Below are 17,732 nucleotides of genomic sequence, written 5' to 3' on the forward strand. Positions count from 1 at the left end.
CGTCTAAGTGCTTAAGATAACAAGCAAAATAGCAATTGTTACAAAAGATGACATCAATTTGTGGAAAGTCACTAAATTAACGCTAGAAATAGTAAAGGTTAAGAAAAATAAGCTTAAACATTAAAAAATTTTAGGTTTATTTAGCTGTACATGTTATAATTTCTGACATCAAGTGGTATAGATTGGAGCTGTTATTATGAATGCAGCAAACTCAACGTTTTTGATCCTTTCCAGCATATTGGTTTTCTTCATGACGCCCGGTTTAGCCTTTTTCTACGGTGGGTTAGTTTCTAAACGTAACGTTGTCAACACGTTATTATCAGTATTTATGATTTGTGGATTGGCGATTATTTTATGGTTGGCAGTTGGCTATTCGTTGTCGTTTTCAGGGAATGCTTTTGGTGTTGTTGGAGATTTGAAAGCGGTGTGGTTACACGGTGTTGATCTGACCGGATTGACGCCAACGAAAATTACCAATGGCTTGTACCTCATTTTCCAAATGATGTTTGCAATTATTACGCCCGCGCTGTTCGTGGGTGCCGTAGTTGGTCGCATTCGTTTTAAATTTCTATTATCATTTATTATTTGTTGGTCGGTATTGATCTATTACCCAATGGTGCATATGGTTTGGGACAACGGGTTCTTAGCTAACCTTGGCGTCATTGACTTTGCTGGCGGGACGGTGGTCCATATTAACGCCGGGGTGACCGCGCTAGTCTTGTCGATCTTTCTTGGCCCGCGGCGTAAGTTCGGTCAGGACACCGAAGCCCATTACAACGTCTTGTGGGTGTTACTAGGTACCGCGATTTTGTGGATTGGCTGGTACGGCTTTAACGCTGGGTCCGCTTTGGCGATGAATGACATTGCCGTTCAGGCTTTTCTCACGACGACGGTGGCGACTGCGACGTCGATGATGACGTGGATGATCATCGAAATGATTACCCAGGGCAAGCCGACGCTGGTGGGTGTCTGCACAGGAACGTTGTGTGGTTTAGTTGGGATTACGCCGGCTTGCGGGTACGTGACGGTTTCGGGGGCGTTTTGGATCGGACTGCTAGCGACTTTTGCGAGTTACGGGTTCATTAGCTTGATTAAACCGCGGTTGGGAATTGACGACGCACTCGATGCGTTTGGCTGCCACGGTGTTTCTGGAATCGTTGGGAGTATTTTGACCGGGCTATTTGCCAGCAAGCAGGTCAACAGTTCGATTGCCCAAAGTGGTCTGTTCTATGGGGGTGGGTTTAAATTGTTTGGCTTACAATTACTAGCCACGGCCTTTACGATCGCGTTTACCGCAGCGGTTTGCACCATCATTATTATTGGGTTGCGACGAGTCGTTAAGATGCGCGTTGACGAACAGGAAGAGGCGCTGGGACTCGATCAAGGTGAGCACGGCGAAGTGGCCGATTACACGGTCCCAATGAGTAAAGAGTTGAGCAGTATGCAGGCGCACAGTGAAGAGTTCAAGGGGCAGTTATCACAATTATTGAATCACCAGGAAAGGTTCCGATGAAAGCTTTTAACTAAAAATAAAACTAAAGTCCCATTTAAATCCGTTTTGAAAATGGATTTAAATGGGACTTTTACTATAAGTCGTAAGGATAAAACTAGAATAGAACCTATTTATATACTTTTAGGTAGAAGATTACTCTAAGGTCTGACTACGCAACAATGTATTTGGTAATTTGAAGTTCGTCAACGGTACTTCAGACTTGCTATCGATGCGTTCCAGTAAGATAGAGATGAGCAAGTCTGCCATATCTTCAATAGGCTGAACGATGGTTGAAAGTTCAGGATGATAATTTTGGATAAGCTTTGTGCCGTCGTAGCCAATCAATTTTAATTGCTCAGGAAGCTGAATACCAAGCTCTTTGGCAGTTTGCATAACTAGCAACGCGGTAAAATCGTCCGCTGCGAAGATACCATCGACAGGTTGATGAAGCAATTGTGCGATTTTAGCACGTTTAATTGTGACTGAATCTGTTGTACTCAGATTCCATGTGTGTGGTGTTAAACCATGTGCCGTTATGGTATCTTGAAAAGCTTGCTGTCGTAAATCGGTTGGGTTAACAGCACTAGCATGGTGTACGCGACCAACGAAGTATAAATTATGTGCGTTGTGATTCATGAGCTCTTCAGCGGCCATTTTACCGCCGGCCGCATTATCAGAACTGACAATTGGAATGTTGTCAGCTAGTTTGCGATCAAATGAGACAATCGGCAGTTCAACTTGTTGGTATTCTTTGATATCCACGTTATGTGTACCAACGATGATGCCGTCAACTTGATTGGCCAATAACATCCGTAAGTAATTACGTTCCTTATCAGAGTTATTAGCAGAATTACACAAAATGATTTTATAGTTATTTTTAAATAGTTTTTTTTCAATCAATTCAATTAACTCAGCATAGAATGGGTTTGAAACTGACGGAAAAATGACGCCAATTAAATGTGTTTGTTTTCCATGCAATGAGCGTGCTAAGGAGTTCGGTTGGTAATTTAGTTTTCGCATGGCTGCGTAGACATTGTTTTTAGTTTTCTCACTTAAATGAGCTTTATTGTTAATCACACGCGAAACGGTTGTTGGTGATACACCAGCTTCACGGGCGACGTCAGCTAGTTTTGGTCGCATCTTTGTTACTCGCCTACTTTACAGTGGATTGAAGATCCCAATAGTCACTATTATAGGTTAATTGTTGTGTGCTGACTAGTTTAATCAAAGTTTGTTCCGGTGCTACAAAGACGCGTTGTGTGAACACTCTCTCACCGTTGTTTACGAAAATTTCAACAAGCGAGTGATCAACAAAGATACGCAATTTTAATGTTTTATTGGATGTGAGACTAACTGTCCGTTGCTCGGTGCTAGTTTGAGTGAAACACTGACGTTGTACAGTTAACTGGCCACTTTTGGTATCAAATTTTAAAGTTAATCCTAATTTGCCTTCCTGGTTAGTCATCAGTTTTAATTGGCCCTGTTGGTCAGCGGAAATCGTAAGTTGTAATTCATAACTATTTGAACCAATTAAGGCCTGGCTAGTATTTGCCATCATTGTTTTAACGTGATGCTGATGGTTTTGACGCAGTTGAGATAATGCTACCAAGGGCATCTGATAAAGTTTGCCATTTTTAATGTGCAATTCTTTAACCATTGATAAGCAATTGCTCCAGCCTTCCTTGTCGGTGGGATAGTGCATATCTGGTAAACCAACCCACGTGATAGCCAGTGCACGACCATCAGGAGTTTTGAGAACCTGTGTCGCATAACAATCAAAACCTTCATCTAGTAAGGTTAACTGGTGACCCACTGCATCAAAGTTAGCCTGATCAAGGTCAGCATGGTTACCGATTAGATAAGTATTTGGGTAATTGTTATCATAGGCGAGGTCTTTTTGACTTAGCCCTTGAGGACAAAAAATCAAGAGTGGTTGACCGTCAACTTGAATTAGATTAGGACATTCGATCATGTAACCCATGCGAATATCAGTAAAGTTTAAAAAGCCAAGATTTTCCCAATGGTGTAGATTAGTCGATTTAAAGACATTGATCTGGCCACTCAAGTCTCGCCGGCGCTGAGCGCCTAATAAGGCGTAGTAACCGTGCTCAGTTTGGATTAACTGAGGATCACGAAAATGTTCTGTCACGTTATCTGGGCGTTGAATAATAGGATTGTGACGCTCTTTAGTAATCGTTCCTTTAGCAGACATAAGGGCATAGTTTTGGTAACTTTGTCGGTGTCCTGCTTGATCACGGACATTGCCGGTGTACATTATTAGTAAGTTTCGGTCGTTTAGAGGTAATGCTGATCCTGAATACACACCCTGACTGTCATATGGTGTGTCAGGATATAGTGCAATTCCATGTGATTCCCAATGAATTAAATCCTTAGATGTAACGTGGTACCAAGATTTTAATCCGTGGACGGGACCATAAGGATAATATTGATAAAATAAGTGCCATTCATGATTAAAATAACTAAAGCCGTTAGGATCATTTAAAAGCCCAGTTGGTGGTTGAATATGCCAAGCAAGACGATGGTTACTATTAGAAATTCGCTTTTTTAGATTAGTCATATAAGTAGCAGACCATTTGTTATATGGTTGATATTTAAGTTCTGTTGACCACTTTGTCATATGTTCACTCCCAGTTATGAAAACGTTATCTGTAATAGTATTTTATTTCTGTTTATCTTTAATGTCAAACGATAAATATAATTAAACTACTGATAAATCAACGTTTAATTATATTTTAAATTAATAATTGTCAAACGATTGACAATTACAAAACAAGTCCTATAATGTGAAATGTAAGCGTTACAAAAACGAGGAGGGTTAAAAATGAGTAATAAACAATTAGCCAAAGATATCGTCAAAAATATTGGTGGTAAGGGCAATGTTGTCAGCTTGACACATTGTGTGACACGATTAAGATTTGTTTTGAAAGACGAAAGCCTGGCGAAAAAGGCTGAATTGGAAAAGCTTGATATTATTCAAGTTGTGCAACAAGCTGGCCAGTACCAAGTAGTTATTGGACAAAATGTTGGCGAAGTGTATGAAGACGTGATGGATGTTTTAGGAGATATAAAACAGAATCCAACCAAGAATGGTCAGAAACCTAAAGTAATGGATCAAGTTTTTGAAATTATATCAGGTACATTTGCACCAATTATTCCTGCTATTATGGGATCTGGGTTACTAAAAGCGGTTATTCAGATGCTCACTATGGCGGGGTGGTTAGATGCCAAGAGTGGTACTTATGCAATCTTATCCGCTACGGGTAATGCGGTATTCTACTTCTTACCGATTATATTAGGCGTTTCCTTTGGGCTTAAGCTAAAAGTTAATCCTTATATTGCGGCAACAATTGGTGCAGCGTTACTGGAACCTAACTTTATGAATCTAGTAAGCAGTGGCAAAAAAGTAGTCGACTTTGTAGGTATTCCTGTTGTCTTAATGAATTATTCATCAACGGTCTTTCCAATAATTCTTGCAGTACTACTTTTGAAAGCACTTGATGTCTTGCTTAAAAGATATATTCCAAAAAGTGTTCAAAGTATCGTAACGCCCATGTTGGAATTGATTTTAGTCGCGCCGATTACAATGATGGTATTTGGACCAATCGGGGTTTCAATAGGTGAATGGATTGCTAAATTATTTGCTTGGGCAATGGTCAAAAATGCGATTATTTCCTGTGGCCTTTTCGGTGCAGTTGGGATTATTATTGTGGCTTTTGGTCTTCATTGGGCAGTCATTCCAGTCATTATTATGAATTTGGCTAGTCAGGGCTTTGATCCGCTGTTACCAACAGTGCAATCTACTGGATTTGCAGCGGCCGGTGCAGCGTTAGGATTGTTTATTTTACGGAAAAATAATTCTAAAGAACGTCAGAATGCTTTAGCTGCGTTTGCGTCTGCGTTCTTCGCTGGTATTACGGAACCAGTTATTTATGGGATTTACTTTAAATATCGGAAGTCTTTAATTTATGCAAGTATTGCTGGGATGGTATCAGGGATAATTAATGGGATTATTCAGATTAAAGCAACTCAGATTGCTGGCGGTGTTTTTACGATTCCAACGTTCAAACCAGCCTTTGGTTACGCATTCTCCATGTTAGTTGCTTTTGGACTTTCACTGGCACTGCATTTAATTCTAGGTGTAGATACTAAGAAAGTACAACCTAGTCAAGATGATAAGAAACATATCGATGCTAAAGTGGGACAAGTTGAACAAGTGATTGCGCCAGTTAGTGGGAAAACAACGGCATTATCAGAAGTAAAAGATGAAGTTTTCTCTTCTGGAAAGATGGGAAAAGGTTTTGCAGTGTATCCAACGAATAATAATTTATATGCACCCATTGCTGGGACGGTTACAACTGTGTTTCCTACTAAGCATGCTATTGGGATTACCACGGAAAGTGGCGTGGAGCTCTTAATTCATATTGGTATTGATACCGTTAATTTAAAAGGTGAGTTTTTTAATATCACGGTTTCCGAAGGTGATGTTGTGGCTCAAGGAGACTCACTAGGTACGGTTGATTTCACTAAGTTGGTAGAGAATGGCTACGATCCAACTGTTATGGTATTAATAACAAATGATGCTAAGTTTTCAAAGGTTCAGGAGGAATGGCAGTCAGAAGATAATGATTCAATGTTGAGTATTACGGTATAGGAGGAATTCAATTGAAGATTCAAGCAGTTATTGATGCTTTGAAACAGGAAACGGATCCAGAGAATAAAGTGTCACCCAAATCGATTGATCAGTTAATTATTGGTAATCCAGATAATGAAGTTCATGGAATTGTTGTGACTTTTATGGCAACTGTCGACGTAATCAAATCTGCGATTAAGGAAGGTTCAAATTTTATTATTACGCATGAACCAACTTGGTTTAGTGGGCATGATCAAACAGAATGGTTGGAGCAAAATAAAGCCTTTCAGGTTAAAAAACAGCTTATTTTGGATAACAACATTACTATCTGGCGTTTTCATGACCATATGCACTTTGCCAAGCATGATTTGATTATGAAAGGTTTTGGGCAACAATTGGGATGGCAGCAATTTTTAAAGCCTGGGGATACAGACGGTAAGAATGTTTTAGAGCAAGCTGAATTATGCTTTGATTTAGCAGATGAAACAACCCTAGAACAAGTTTTGCTAAGATTGAAGCAACGTTTGAACTTACATGCAATCCGGTATATTGGAGACCCAAAGCAAAAAGTTCGAAAGATTGCAGGGCTTGTTGGTGGTGCGAGTCTTGGTCTCGGTGATGAGCGTAATCCAATCGAGTTAATGGCTGATAAAAACGTTGATTTAGCAATTTGTGGAGATATTACTGAATGGACCCTTAGTGCTTATATTCGTGATTGCAACATGCTAGGAATTAACAAGTCGATGGTTATTATTGGGCATGAACGTAGTGAAGAATTTGGGATGAAGTATTTAGTTTCGTTGGTTGAACAACTGACAAACGTTAAAACTACCTTTATCGATGCAAATGAACCGTTTAGTTATTTTGTATAGTTAAAGCTCCGAAAAAATGGTGTTGATGGACTTTTCATCAATACCATTTTTTTGTGGCGTGTTTAGCTGATTACGTATTTACAGATACCAGTCGTAATCAAGGTGAAATTAATTATTGAAGCTAAAAAAAGAATCAATTCAAAAATAAATTGATTCCTTGTCAGATTTCTTTATCAAATACCATTGGTGAAGGACCATATTAACCGATGAGTAGTCCTACATGTCATCAGCGACTTAAAATAACTGGTTAACCGTTTGGGTTTCTGCGTCACCTAACAAGGCGTTAGAAACTAAACGGTCAAAGTAGGACGTTTCAACAACGCCGGCGAGTGCGGATAGTTCTGAATTAAGTTCGTGTAAATTGTCGTAGCTTGGAAAATGACAATCAATGAGTAAATTACCGCTATCAGTAAGGGTGAAACCGTCGCGGTTAGTCGCAGTCCGAATCGTGGCTTGACCACCCAACTCGCTGATGGTTCGCATGGCTAATGATAAGCCGGCGGTCAGCACTTCTAAAACGAGCGGCGTTTTCGTATCAAACTGATTGACGAGGCGTTCCTGCATGGTTAGCAGCCAGTATTCGTCTGCTAAACTGGCAATAATTTTTTCGTTAGCGTGGATACCACCGCCGCTTTTCAGCGCGTTGCCGTGGTGGTCCAGTTGGTCACAACCGTCAAATGCGATGTCGATACGGTCACAGTACTGCGTGTCGATGACGGTATAACCTAGAATAGTTGCAAGTTGCCGGGTCGTGGGTGAAGGGGTGACTACGGTAATGTCGTTGACGTGATTGGCCGCTTCTTTCACGAGTTCGCCAACGGTGGTGCCGCCCCCGAAACCGACGACCATCTGTGGTTTGATGAGTGTCAGGGCTTGCTGCACAATGGCTTGTTTAATACTTTCCATGCTAATTCCTCCAATTTTAAACGCTAGTAGTGATTAGTTTTATGATAGCACGCCGGTTGACGGATAACGTAATTAACTAACAGTTAAAATGGAAGTTGACGCGTTTCAACTCTGAAAACGGTACTTTCGAATACGAGTTTCAAGCAGTGAGTCGGTAGAATTGAACCGTTGATGGCAACCTTCGTTGTGGCGGAAGAAGGTTACAAGCAATGAGCAGAGAGAGAAGCTTTAAGTTAAGTTTAACTGTATTAGCCGTGTTGGTTGGGATAGGATTTACACCGATGACGAATGCCGGCGCGTCAGCAACGCCGTTTGCCCGTAATCGTTGGCCACGGGCCCGGGTCACCTACGTGATTCAGGGCGCACATTACGACCGCTCCGTTTACGGGGCGGCCATTCGCGCTTGGAACCGAACGGGGCAGTTTAAGTTTGTCGCGGGGACAAGGGCACATCATCAATTGACGCTCACCACGAGTAAGGCCACGACCGGGGAATATTACCAGTTAGCTGGGATCACGTTTATGACTGGCTATAATAATGGTTATTACACGCAGGGACTCGTCAAGTTGTTGACGCGTAATTTCTGGACTTATCGTTACAGTTATTGGGATGAAGTCCACGTTGCGGAACATGAATTGGGGCATTGTATGGGACTTCAACATAGTACGGATAGGCGCAGCGTTATGCTGGCCGACAATCGCTATAATGGGATTAGTCGGGCGGATATTGCGGCGGTTCGATTACGTTATCGGTTACCAGTTGGCGAACTTTGAATTTTAAGTTGGTCATCACACGGGGTTGCCATCGATATCAGTGGGTATGACCGACCCCACTTTGGTTTTTAAACCAAGGCCGTACCCAGGGGGCTGTGACGAATTGCCACGGTCCTTTTTATGTGCCGAGATTGTACGATTGGCGCGGATTCTGAGGGTTAACGGGTCAAATGTTGACCGGGTTAAGATTGACACTCGTTTAAAGTAATTCTAAACTGAGGGTAGCGTGTAAAGCGCTATCAGTATTCTGTTCACAAGTATTTGAGGTTTAGAATTTTAAGGGGATGTCAACATGGCAAAAAAAGTCTATACTGATTATTTTTTTGATGAACCAGCTTACAATACACACGACGGTGGCTATATTCCGTTAGTCACGCCTAAAACGGCCCCACAACCGTTGGCAATTCCGCCGCTGTTAAAGCCGGATAAGCAAACGGCAACGGACGATTATTACACCGTCAAAGCCCAAGCCAGTGAAACACAATTTTTACCTGGCAAGAAGACGAAGACCTGGGGTTATAATGCGGGTTTCTTAGGCCAAACGATTGTTTTTCGTAATGGCAAAAAGACACATATCGATTTAAAAAATGCGTTACCAGAATTAACGACTTTCCATTGGCACGGCTTGAACGTTCCTGGGCCAATTACTGATGGTGGTTGTCACGCACCGGTTTATCCGGGCGAAACGAACCACATTGATTTTAAAGTCCATCAACCAGCCGCAACCACTTGGCTTCACGCGCATCCATGTCCATCAACCGCGACCCAAGTTTGGAAAGGGTTAGCTGCGATGGTCATTATTAAGGATGACGTCGAAGATCAATTACCATTACCACGTAATTACGGGGTCGATGATATTCCGATGGTTTTACAAGATCGTGAATTCCACGAAGATAATCAATTCGATTATAAAGCGGACTACGATCCAGACGGTGTGCAAGGTCATACCGCACTAGTTAACGGGACCGTTAACCCATACTTTGATGTCACCACACAACGGGTTCGGCTACGAATCTTGAATGGTTCTAACCGGCGTGAATGGCGCTTGCACTTCGACGATGATTTGGCCTTTGCTCAAGTCGGGTCCGACGGCGGAATTATGCCAGAACCCGTCTACATGACAAAAGTTATGTTGACTTGTGCGGAACGGGACGAATTGGTCATTGACTTTGGCAAGTACCAACCCGGTGATGAAGTTACGTTGATGACTGACGATACGCCACTGTGCCACTTCCGGATCAAAGCCTTCGAACCGGATGACACCAAGTTACCTGACCATTTAGTTGATATTAAGGACGAAGCACCAACCCCTGGTTTACCCGTTCGTAAGATCACGATGGATGGGATGGACGAACAAGTTGCCATGGACGGTAAGAAGTTCGACATGCAACGGATCGATGCCCGTCAAAAAGTTGGCGACGTTGCCATTTGGGAAATTCGGAATACGAATAGTACTAAAAATGGGATGGTTCACCCGTTCCACGTTCACGGGACGCAATTCCAAGTATTAGCCCGTAATGATGGTCCGGTTTATCCTAATGAACATGGTCTAAAAGACACGGTTGGTGTCAACCCTGGCGAAATCGTGCGGATCAAAGTTAAGTTCGAGTTGACTGGGGTCTACATGTACCATTGCCACATCATTGAACATGAAGATGGTGGGATGATGGCCCAAATCGAATCTTATGATCCGGATCATCCAAAGACGTATCATTTAATGGATATGGAAACCTTGCGGAATGCCTTTGCCAAAGAAAAGGGCGTTAAACCGGAAGATGTTTGGATGCCCGGCTGCTAAAAATTAAACGTGTTATTGATTCTCAAGTTTACTAATTAACCGGTATACTAGTAATGAGAATCAGACGGCTGGTTAACGTCTGAGTTAACTGGCCGTTTTTTAGTAGGGGAGGAATTTAGATGCAGATTATTGCAACGATTATGGCTGTGTTGGTCGCCGTAGAACATTTCTTTATTTTATGGTTAGAAATGTTTAATGCGAACAGCGATATGGCCGCAAAGGCGTTTGGGGTACCGCGGGAGTTATTAAAGATGCCAGAAGTTCAAACTTTGTTTAAAAATCAGGGTTTGTACAATGGTTTCTTAGCGGTCGGGATTTTATTCAGTTTATTCGTCATGCCAGCAGCGGCAAGCGCAGGGGCCACACTATTTTTCTTAGCTTGTGTACTCGTTGCCGCGGTTTACGGCAGTGCGACGGCTAGCAAATCGATTATCGTGGTGCAGGGATTGCCCGCGTTGATTGCGTTTGTTTTGGTTTATTTGGCGTAAAAAAAGGAAAAACTGTTCGAAAATTCTCGAACGGTTTTTCCTTTTATGATGGTCGAAACGTGGTCCAAAAGGCAGTTTATTCCGCTTAACCCAAAATCAGCGACTATTCCAAACCCAGGAATAATCGCTGATTTTACGTTAATGCTCACAAACTAACCGCCTTTTGGCCCACTCTAAACTATGCGCGTCCGATGACCTGCGTCTTTGCGGTAGCTAGGACGTGGCCGGCAATGGCATCGTGAAATTCATTGAGCCAGTAACCGGATTGTAGCGGCAATTCAGTATCTAATGCGAATAACTTGAATGAATAGCGGTGATCTTTGTCGGGCGGGTACGGTCCAACGTAGTGTTGGCTAACTTTAGGATCGGTTTCGCCAACGTAACCCCCAGCCGTTGAATTATTCCCTTGGATCATTGGAATAGCACCAGTTTGGCTGGCGTTTTCCGGAATTTGAGTGGTGGTCGCTGGGATGTTTGCGGCAATCCAGTGAATCCAAGTAAAACCACCGACCGGAATGGCGTCGTGGTCGACGAAAGTAAATGCGAGTGAATGAGTTCCCGCTGGTACCCCACTGATGTTAATTGGAAATGAAATGATGGGGTGGCCTTTATACGTCTGTGCGGGCACAGCTTGTTTGGAATACAGCGCGGCTAGCGCGCCGTCAATAGTCGGAATCGAAACTTGCATGTGTTGGCAGCCTCCTTAATTGTTATCCTAATTATAACGCTAATAGGTGCCGCCGTAACACGGGGTCAACCGCATAGAGGTATAAACCGTAACGGCCACGTTTCATTAAAACGTTAATTGAGTTAAAGATGATTTGTTGCTGCAACGGTTCAAGGTTACCGAGGTCTGACCGCTTTTTAAAAGCCTCTTGGTCTTCGTAACGTTCCGGGCGAACGATGACTCGGTTGTGGGCTTCATCGTAACCGACGGAAGGACCTAAAATAACGCCGGCATAATTGAGATCAAACCCCTGGATCGTGTAGATTGACCCTACTTCATTGAGGGTCTCCGGCCGTAACGCCCAGGGTTCGTCCGTCAAATTGACTTTATCCCAGGGCAATTTGAGTTGTCCCGCTGTTACGTACCACGTGCCGTGGTTGACGACGTAGGGAAAGTCAGCGGTGGCAATCATTCGGGACAGCCCGACGCGTTGATCTTGTTGCTGAATTTGGTCGTACATGGGCTGTCCGTCAGCAAAAATCTGCAAATCAAAGTTGGCATCGGTCGGCTTGGAAAGTAGTTTTCCTTGGGTGAAGCCGTCGATCCAATTGATGACTTGGTCGTTACCGGTGACGCGAAACTGTTGGTCGAGGTTAAACGTTGTGTGCGGATAGTGGGCCAAAAATGGCGCTAAATCAGCGCTGTGCCAATAACTTTTCAGCTTGAGCACTTGCCGGGTATCAAAGACGAGTACGACGACGCGACTGTGGTTAATAAGCTCGCTGAGTTGGTTGTGGCCGTTGAACCGGTTATAGCGATCCGACTGGGTCAACAGTAAGTGGGCTTCGTCGATAAAGACGACGTCAGCGGTTTGGCTAGTCTTGGCTAGCCGATTGATCAGTGGTGTCGGTTTTTGAAAGTCCTTTTTACGGAGAGCAGGGTCGTCACCTGCGAGCTGTTTATAAATTTTGAGCATTTCATTGTGATTGACGACGAGGTAATTGTCAGTCCCTTGTAAAGGAGTTGCATCCTTACTCCGACTTTGGGCCTGTAGCCGACTGAATGCGGCGGCTAGTACGGCGCTTTTTCCCGTTCCGGCGTCCCCGTGAATGACGAAGAGCCCGGTTTGTTTCTGGTTCAAATGGGTCGTAATGAAGTTAAATAGTTGAGTTTCTAATCGTTGTTGTGCCGGCGATAATGCGGCTTGATCCGTCAGTTTAAAGGTGGCGGCACTCATATTTGATTGCATGTGTGTTCCTCCCGAGCGCCATTATAACGCAACTTTTAGGCTAATTGAAATGATACTGATTACAGTTGGTGGTAAAATAAGGGTACCAGTAAAAGGCGGGAGGGATTGTTAAATGAAACTCGATTTTTCGGTTGCCGTCCACAGTATTCTCTACTTGGACGCACACCGGCCTAACAAGGTATCTAGCCGTGAATTAGCACAATCGTTGAACTTAAACCCAGTGATGATTCGTAATATCTTATCCGTTTTGCATAAGCAAGGCTATTTGATTGGAACGGTCGGCAAGAATGGCGGGTACCAACTTGAAAAAGAACTTACCGCTATGAATTTAGGTGATCTTTATGATCTCACGATTCCGCCAACCATCAGTTATGCGCGCTTTATTACGGGACCGTCGAAGACCGACGAACGGGTCGGCCAGTCCCCAATTGCGACCAATATTAGTGAAACGTTGACGGACCTGTTCACCGTTGCTGACCGGCAATACCGGGAATACTATCACCAGTTTACGATGGCGGATCTTAAAGAAGATTTGCATCACCACGGTTATTTTTTAGCTAAAGAAGCACATTTAGAATCTTAATTAAAATGGCGGACTAGTTTGGATATTAAGGCGGTTGAACTTAACAACCTTAATTAGAAACGGGTTCGCCGTTTTATATTGCCATGTCCCGGTGACGATGCTATCTTAGACCCAATGTTTAATTGGTAACCGTTGAAAGGGGTCTTGGCAATGAAGCCACGTTTAGTTATTGTTCATGAAGAGGGCCGTTATCGCGAACTTTCTGACAACCGTTACTGGATCGAATCACCTGAATTTTGGGGTGTTGATGGTCGCGGTGACACGGTCAGTGAAGCCATTGGGAATTTTTTGACCAACCTCGTTCAATATTGTCATGATTATTATCAACGGGATCTGTGGCGGCTTGATGACCGGCTACTGCAGTTAGACCACGTTGACGCGGTGTTAGCGTACGCGAATGCGGGCAAGTCCCCAGCGCCACTTTTTTTATTTAAAGTATTGCCGACTAGTGGGGCTCTGGCTTCTGCCTAGGACTTAAAATAAACGAATTCTTAAAAAAGCGTTCATACTTCTAACACAATCCTGCGGTACACTAGCGTTATAATCGATGCGTAACCACAGGAGGGTTGTTTGATGGAATTAGATAAGATCTATCAATTAATGGATAAATTTGAACAAAGTAGTTTAACGAGTTTTGAATATCATGATCAAGATTTTGGCATTCAAATGGGTAAAAAGGGCCATGGCAAACCGGTCGTCACGACGCAGCCAACCCCGTTACCAACGCAACCAGTTGAGAGTCAAGCACCAGTTGCACCGACGCCGGTAGGAACGCCCGCCGCCGCAATGGCTGAACCAGCTGCGACAACGGTCACTCCCGAAACAACTAGTGCCCCCGTTGCTGAGGTTGATCCAATCGACCCTAAGGAATGCGTCACGGCACCGGTTGTGGGGATCTTCTATCAAGCCCATTCGTCCGAAGAAGCACCGTACGTGCAATTAGGCGATCACGTTACCGTGGGTCAACAAGTTGGGTTGATTCAGGCCATGCAGATGATGCGGCCGGTCGTTGCTAAGCAGGCGGGCCAAGTGAAGGCCTTTCTAGCTAAAAATGGTGATGAAGTCAACTTTGGTCAACCACTGATTCAGTTGATTCCAGATACACCAGACGATATTTAAAGCAAATCTAGGACAGAACTCAAAAAGCCGTTCAGAAATATTTCTGGGCGGCTTTTCCTAGTATTAGGGTCGAAACGTGCGCCAAAAGGCAATTTGTTCCACTTAACCCAAAATCAGCGACGATTCCAAACCTAGGAATCGTCGCTGATTTTTACGTTAATGCTCACAAACTAACCGAATTTTAGCACAGGCGCTAATTAACCGATCGCGGCAACGGTCGTCAAGAACCAGTCGTTGAAGGCTGCGGCGTCGATGTCAACACAGACCGTTGCGTTGGTTTGCCCATCGTGATAAGCACCACGGATGTCACCAACGGTCTCACCATTGGCCGGCCCATCCGTTTGCACGTCAATCCACATTTTTTCAGTGGTGAAGGCTTCGGGATGGAGCAAGTAGAAGAGGGTGTTCACGTCGTGCATTGGAATTCCAGCTTGGCCGCCATCGTGATAGTGGGCAAAGAGAGCGTGCAACATTTCACCGGTACGACCGACAGTGGTCAACTTTGCCATCGTTTCTGGGGTCAGTAAGGCTTTCATGGTGACGTCCAAACCGACCATCGTGATGGGAACGCCGGATTGATACATGATTTCAGCGGCGTGCGGATCCGTAAAGACGTTGAATTCCGCGGCACTGGTCATGTTTCCTTTGCCAAGGGCCCCACCCATGGCGATGATCTCTTTAATGTGTGGTAAGACTTCGGGATAAGTTTTGAATAGTAGGGCGATGTTCGTGTACGCCCCGGTTGGCACTAAGGTAATGGGCTTGTCAGCGGCTAAAATGTAGTCCCGCAATGCTTCGACCGCCGTTTGTGGCAGTGGATCAGCTAGGTCGGTAGGGAAGTCGTAGCCCGGCATGCCCGAGACGCCGTGAATGCGGACGGCATCTTCGAATGGTTTCAGTAATGGCTGGGGTGCGCCACCCGCTACCGGAACGTTACTGTTGAAAAAGCGGGTCAATTTCAAGGCGTTGAGGGTTGTTTTATCAACCGTCACGTTGCCTGCGACCGTCGTCAATAATTGTAAGTCCAAATCGGGGTGATTTAATGCGATGGTAATTGCTGCAGCGTCGTCAATTCCTGGATCGGTGTCCATAATAATCTTAGTTGCCATGTTCTTTCCCTCCAATTAATTACGTGCTGTGATAGCTCTATTTTAGCATAACGGGAACCATGAATTCGATTGCATTTGCGTAGTGATTGACGTAGCATGACAGTAAGATTATGAAACAATGGAGGAACCAAGTATGAATCAACCACGCGTGATTTTAATCACGGGAGCGTCCTCGGGAATCGGTAAAGCCACGGCCTTGAAATTACAGGCCCAAGGAAATATCGTTTACGGGGCAGCGCGCCGAATCGAAAAAATGACCGACTTAGCCGCGGCCGGTGTACACGTGCTAAAAATTGATGTTACTGATGAAGCGACCTTAGTAGCTGCGGTAAAAACGATTCAAGTGGAACAGGGACGCCTGGACGTGTTGATCAATAATGCGGGTTACGGCTCGTACGGGGCGCTTGAAGACGTGCCGTTGTCTGAAGGCGAATACCAGTTTAAAGTCAACGTCTTTGGGGTCATGCGGTTGACGCAACTTGTTTTGCCAATAATGCGGGCGCAACATCGTGGTCGCATTATCAACACGTCATCGATTGGTGGCAAAATCTATCAACCGCTGAGCGCCTGGTATATGGGGACTAAGCACGCCATCGAAGGAATGAGTGATTCCTTGCGAATGGAAGTGGCCCCGTTTGGCATTGATGTCATTTTAATCGAACCCGGTGGAATCAAGACGGAGTGGGCTGGGATTGCGGAAAAGAAACTCTTAGAAGTTTCTGGTGATACGGCGTACGGCCAACAAGCAGTTAAGGTTGGGGCGATGTTGTCGTTATTTGACCAGTTCGCATCCAATCCCGGGGTCATTGCCAAATTAATGGCGCGCGCTGTCAACGACGTGAAACCTAAGACGCGGTACCACGCGGGGATGGCTTCTGGGCTATCGCTAACTGCACGCAAATGGCTGACTGACCGTCAATTTGACCGGGCGATGAATCAGTCGGTAAACGGCGCGGCGAAACTGGCCAAAATTATTGGTCGTTCAGATCGGCGGGTCGGCAGTCGGCACTATCGCCACCGTACTAAGGGAACTCCTGAACAAGATTAGCTATTGGATGGGGCTATGAAAGCCGGCCAATGCTGTAGAAAGGAAAGACCATGGATATTGATATTTTTGATAGAAACGAGCTAATCCTTGATGTGTTGAATCGCTTAGCTGACAAGGCTAATTTGGAATGTGTCGATTTAGTTCTCTTGAATTTCAATTTATCAGCTAAAGAGAGCCGTGAACTGATGGATTTTGTAGCCGAAAAACAAGTCAAAAAGCAAGCATTGTCTAAAAAGGAATGCTCGGAGCAAGTGTTAAAGATCAAGCCTGATATTGAAGATGCAGATAGCTTTGTTACTCAGCTAAAACGTTCATTTATTGCGGAAGGTCGCTTTCCAGATATTTTAAATAATTAGTAATGGGACTTAAAATAAAACTATCAAGTGCGCCGGGAATTTTTCCGACGCCTTTTTAGTCTGTGGATGGCATCATAATGTCGCTAAAGTTTTCTGAAGCGCCGTCGTTGCTAGGGAGGCATTCTTAGAGCTGTGGGCCGAATGTTCTGTAAGGGTTAAATCTGGAAAACGGTCAGTTAAAGTAATCAAAGTTTCCCATAATTGTTGGTTGGCAATCGGGTGGTCGTCGGTTTTCCAACCATTTTGACGCCAGACAACGTAGGTCTGCTGGTTGAACGCGGTTAAGACGTCTCCGGCTGGTAGGCTCACAATAATGGGTAAGTCGTGTCGTTTTAAAGCTTTGAGGCTACTAATGAGCGCAGTCAGCAGAATGGCGTTACTGGTGAGCGTGTACTGGCCCGCTGTGAGTACTTTTTGTTGATCACGATATGTTAAAACGGCGGCCCAAGCTGCGGCGGGCGCGCCTTTCTTTGGCGACTTGGTGACGACTTCGGTCACGAGGTACATCTGAATGGTTGTCATGGGATCACCTTTCCGAAAAAATTTAGTGGACACTTTTAAATTACGGATATGGGTGGTAAATCATTTTTTTGACAGATGACGAATTAAGGTTTATTATCA

At 44.2% G+C, this 17,732-nt stretch carries 18 protein-coding genes; 11 read left to right on the forward strand and 7 right to left on the reverse strand.

All coding sequences use genetic code 11. The features are described 5' to 3' along the window. The first annotated feature begins 196 nt into the window (after positions 1 to 196). Entirely contained in the window at positions 197 to 1,513 is a 1,317-nt protein-coding gene (locus tag IV64_RS06675) for an ammonium transporter (RefSeq protein ID WP_057706445.1), read from the forward strand. 132 nt (positions 1,514 to 1,645) lie between these two features. Here the strand turns inward: IV64_RS06675 and IV64_RS06680 are convergent, their stop codons facing one another. Then, positions 1,646 to 2,632, reverse strand: a complete 987-nt coding sequence (locus tag IV64_RS06680; RefSeq protein ID WP_057706448.1) for a LacI family DNA-binding transcriptional regulator — start codon at positions 2,630 to 2,632, stop codon at positions 1,646 to 1,648. Positions 2,633 to 2,645: 13 nt separating this feature from the next. Then, on the reverse strand, positions 2,646 to 4,130 hold the full coding sequence (locus IV64_RS06685; RefSeq protein ID WP_057706450.1) for a sucrose-6-phosphate hydrolase: 1,485 nt from the start codon (positions 4,128 to 4,130) through the stop codon (positions 2,646 to 2,648). 204 nt (positions 4,131 to 4,334) lie between these two features. Here IV64_RS06685 and IV64_RS06690 point away from each other — a divergent pair, with 204 nt between their 5' ends. Continuing rightward, positions 4,335 to 6,164: a beta-glucoside-specific PTS transporter subunit IIABC gene (locus IV64_RS06690; protein WP_057706452.1), complete on the forward strand. Its 1,830-nt coding sequence runs from the start codon at positions 4,335 to 4,337 to the stop codon at positions 6,162 to 6,164. An 11-nt stretch (positions 6,165 to 6,175) separates the two neighbouring features. Further along, complete coding sequence (locus tag IV64_RS06695; RefSeq protein ID WP_057706455.1) at positions 6,176 to 7,015, forward strand: Nif3-like dinuclear metal center hexameric protein; 840 nt, start codon at positions 6,176 to 6,178, stop codon at positions 7,013 to 7,015. Between the two features lie 234 nt (positions 7,016 to 7,249). Here the strand turns inward: IV64_RS06695 and rpiA are convergent, their stop codons facing one another. Then, positions 7,250 to 7,921 (reverse strand): ribose 5-phosphate isomerase A, encoded by a 672-nt coding sequence (rpiA, locus tag IV64_RS06700; RefSeq protein WP_057706457.1) that lies wholly within the window; start codon positions 7,919 to 7,921, stop codon positions 7,250 to 7,252. Between the two features lie 209 nt (positions 7,922 to 8,130). Between rpiA and IV64_RS06705 the strand changes: the two genes are divergently transcribed. The 3 genes from IV64_RS06705 (at position 8,131) to IV64_RS06715 (ending at position 10,980) form a co-directional block, all read left to right on the forward strand. Continuing rightward, the gene (locus tag IV64_RS06705) at positions 8,131 to 8,694 is read left to right on the forward strand and encodes a matrixin family metalloprotease (protein ID WP_057706458.1); all 564 of its coding nucleotides are present in this window, start codon (positions 8,131 to 8,133) and stop codon (positions 8,692 to 8,694) included. A 292-nt stretch (positions 8,695 to 8,986) separates the two neighbouring features. Continuing rightward, complete coding sequence (locus tag IV64_RS06710; protein ID WP_057706460.1) at positions 8,987 to 10,492, forward strand: multicopper oxidase family protein; 1,506 nt, start codon at positions 8,987 to 8,989, stop codon at positions 10,490 to 10,492. A gap of 119 nt (positions 10,493 to 10,611) precedes the next feature. Continuing rightward, entirely contained in the window at positions 10,612 to 10,980 is a 369-nt protein-coding gene (locus IV64_RS06715) for a DUF1304 domain-containing protein (RefSeq protein WP_057706462.1), read from the forward strand. A 178-nt stretch (positions 10,981 to 11,158) separates the two neighbouring features. Here IV64_RS06715 and IV64_RS06720 read toward each other — a convergent pair whose 3' ends face one another. Both IV64_RS06720 and IV64_RS06725 read right to left on the reverse strand, forming a co-directional pair. Further along, positions 11,159 to 11,668 carry a YbhB/YbcL family Raf kinase inhibitor-like protein gene (locus IV64_RS06720; RefSeq protein ID WP_057706464.1) on the reverse strand — a complete coding sequence of 170 codons (510 nt, stop codon included), beginning with the start codon at positions 11,666 to 11,668 and terminating at the stop codon, positions 11,159 to 11,161. Positions 11,669 to 11,699: 31 nt separating this feature from the next. Further along, complete coding sequence (locus IV64_RS06725; protein ID WP_057706466.1) at positions 11,700 to 12,896, reverse strand: DUF2075 domain-containing protein; 1,197 nt, start codon at positions 12,894 to 12,896, stop codon at positions 11,700 to 11,702. Between the two features lie 112 nt (positions 12,897 to 13,008). On the opposite strand from IV64_RS06725, the gene IV64_RS06730 reads away from it, so the two are divergent. From IV64_RS06730 to IV64_RS06740, 3 genes are all read left to right on the forward strand, one after another. Next, positions 13,009 to 13,479 (forward strand): Rrf2 family transcriptional regulator, encoded by a 471-nt coding sequence (locus IV64_RS06730; RefSeq protein WP_057706468.1) that lies wholly within the window; start codon positions 13,009 to 13,011, stop codon positions 13,477 to 13,479. Positions 13,480 to 13,629: 150 nt separating this feature from the next. Next, a complete protein-coding gene (locus IV64_RS06735) occupies positions 13,630 to 13,950 on the forward strand; it encodes a hypothetical protein (protein ID WP_157061080.1) in 321 nt (106 codons plus the stop codon). A 102-nt stretch (positions 13,951 to 14,052) separates the two neighbouring features. Further along, complete coding sequence (locus IV64_RS06740; protein WP_057706471.1) at positions 14,053 to 14,598, forward strand: acetyl-CoA carboxylase biotin carboxyl carrier protein; 546 nt, start codon at positions 14,053 to 14,055, stop codon at positions 14,596 to 14,598. 197 nt (positions 14,599 to 14,795) lie between these two features. On the opposite strand, the gene rihC is transcribed toward IV64_RS06740, so the two are convergent. Next, positions 14,796 to 15,707 (reverse strand): ribonucleoside hydrolase RihC, encoded by a 912-nt coding sequence (rihC, locus tag IV64_RS06745; protein WP_057706473.1) that lies wholly within the window; start codon positions 15,705 to 15,707, stop codon positions 14,796 to 14,798. A 133-nt stretch (positions 15,708 to 15,840) separates the two neighbouring features. Here rihC and IV64_RS06750 point away from each other — a divergent pair, with 133 nt between their 5' ends. Both IV64_RS06750 and IV64_RS06755 read left to right on the forward strand, forming a co-directional pair. Further along, a complete protein-coding gene (locus tag IV64_RS06750; protein WP_057706475.1) occupies positions 15,841 to 16,755 on the forward strand; it encodes an oxidoreductase in 915 nt (304 codons plus the stop codon). A 50-nt stretch (positions 16,756 to 16,805) separates the two neighbouring features. Next, on the forward strand, positions 16,806 to 17,111 hold the full coding sequence (locus IV64_RS06755; RefSeq protein ID WP_057706477.1) for a hypothetical protein: 306 nt from the start codon (positions 16,806 to 16,808) through the stop codon (positions 17,109 to 17,111). 72 nt (positions 17,112 to 17,183) lie between these two features. Here IV64_RS06755 and IV64_RS06760 read toward each other — a convergent pair whose 3' ends face one another. Next, positions 17,184 to 17,633, reverse strand: a complete 450-nt coding sequence (locus IV64_RS06760) for a ribonuclease H family protein (protein WP_057706478.1) — start codon at positions 17,631 to 17,633, stop codon at positions 17,184 to 17,186. Positions 17,634 to 17,732 lie beyond the last annotated feature (99 nt).

Source organism: Lactiplantibacillus xiangfangensis (assembly GCF_001438845.1).
Lineage (GTDB): Bacteria > Bacillota > Bacilli > Lactobacillales > Lactobacillaceae > Lactiplantibacillus > Lactiplantibacillus xiangfangensis.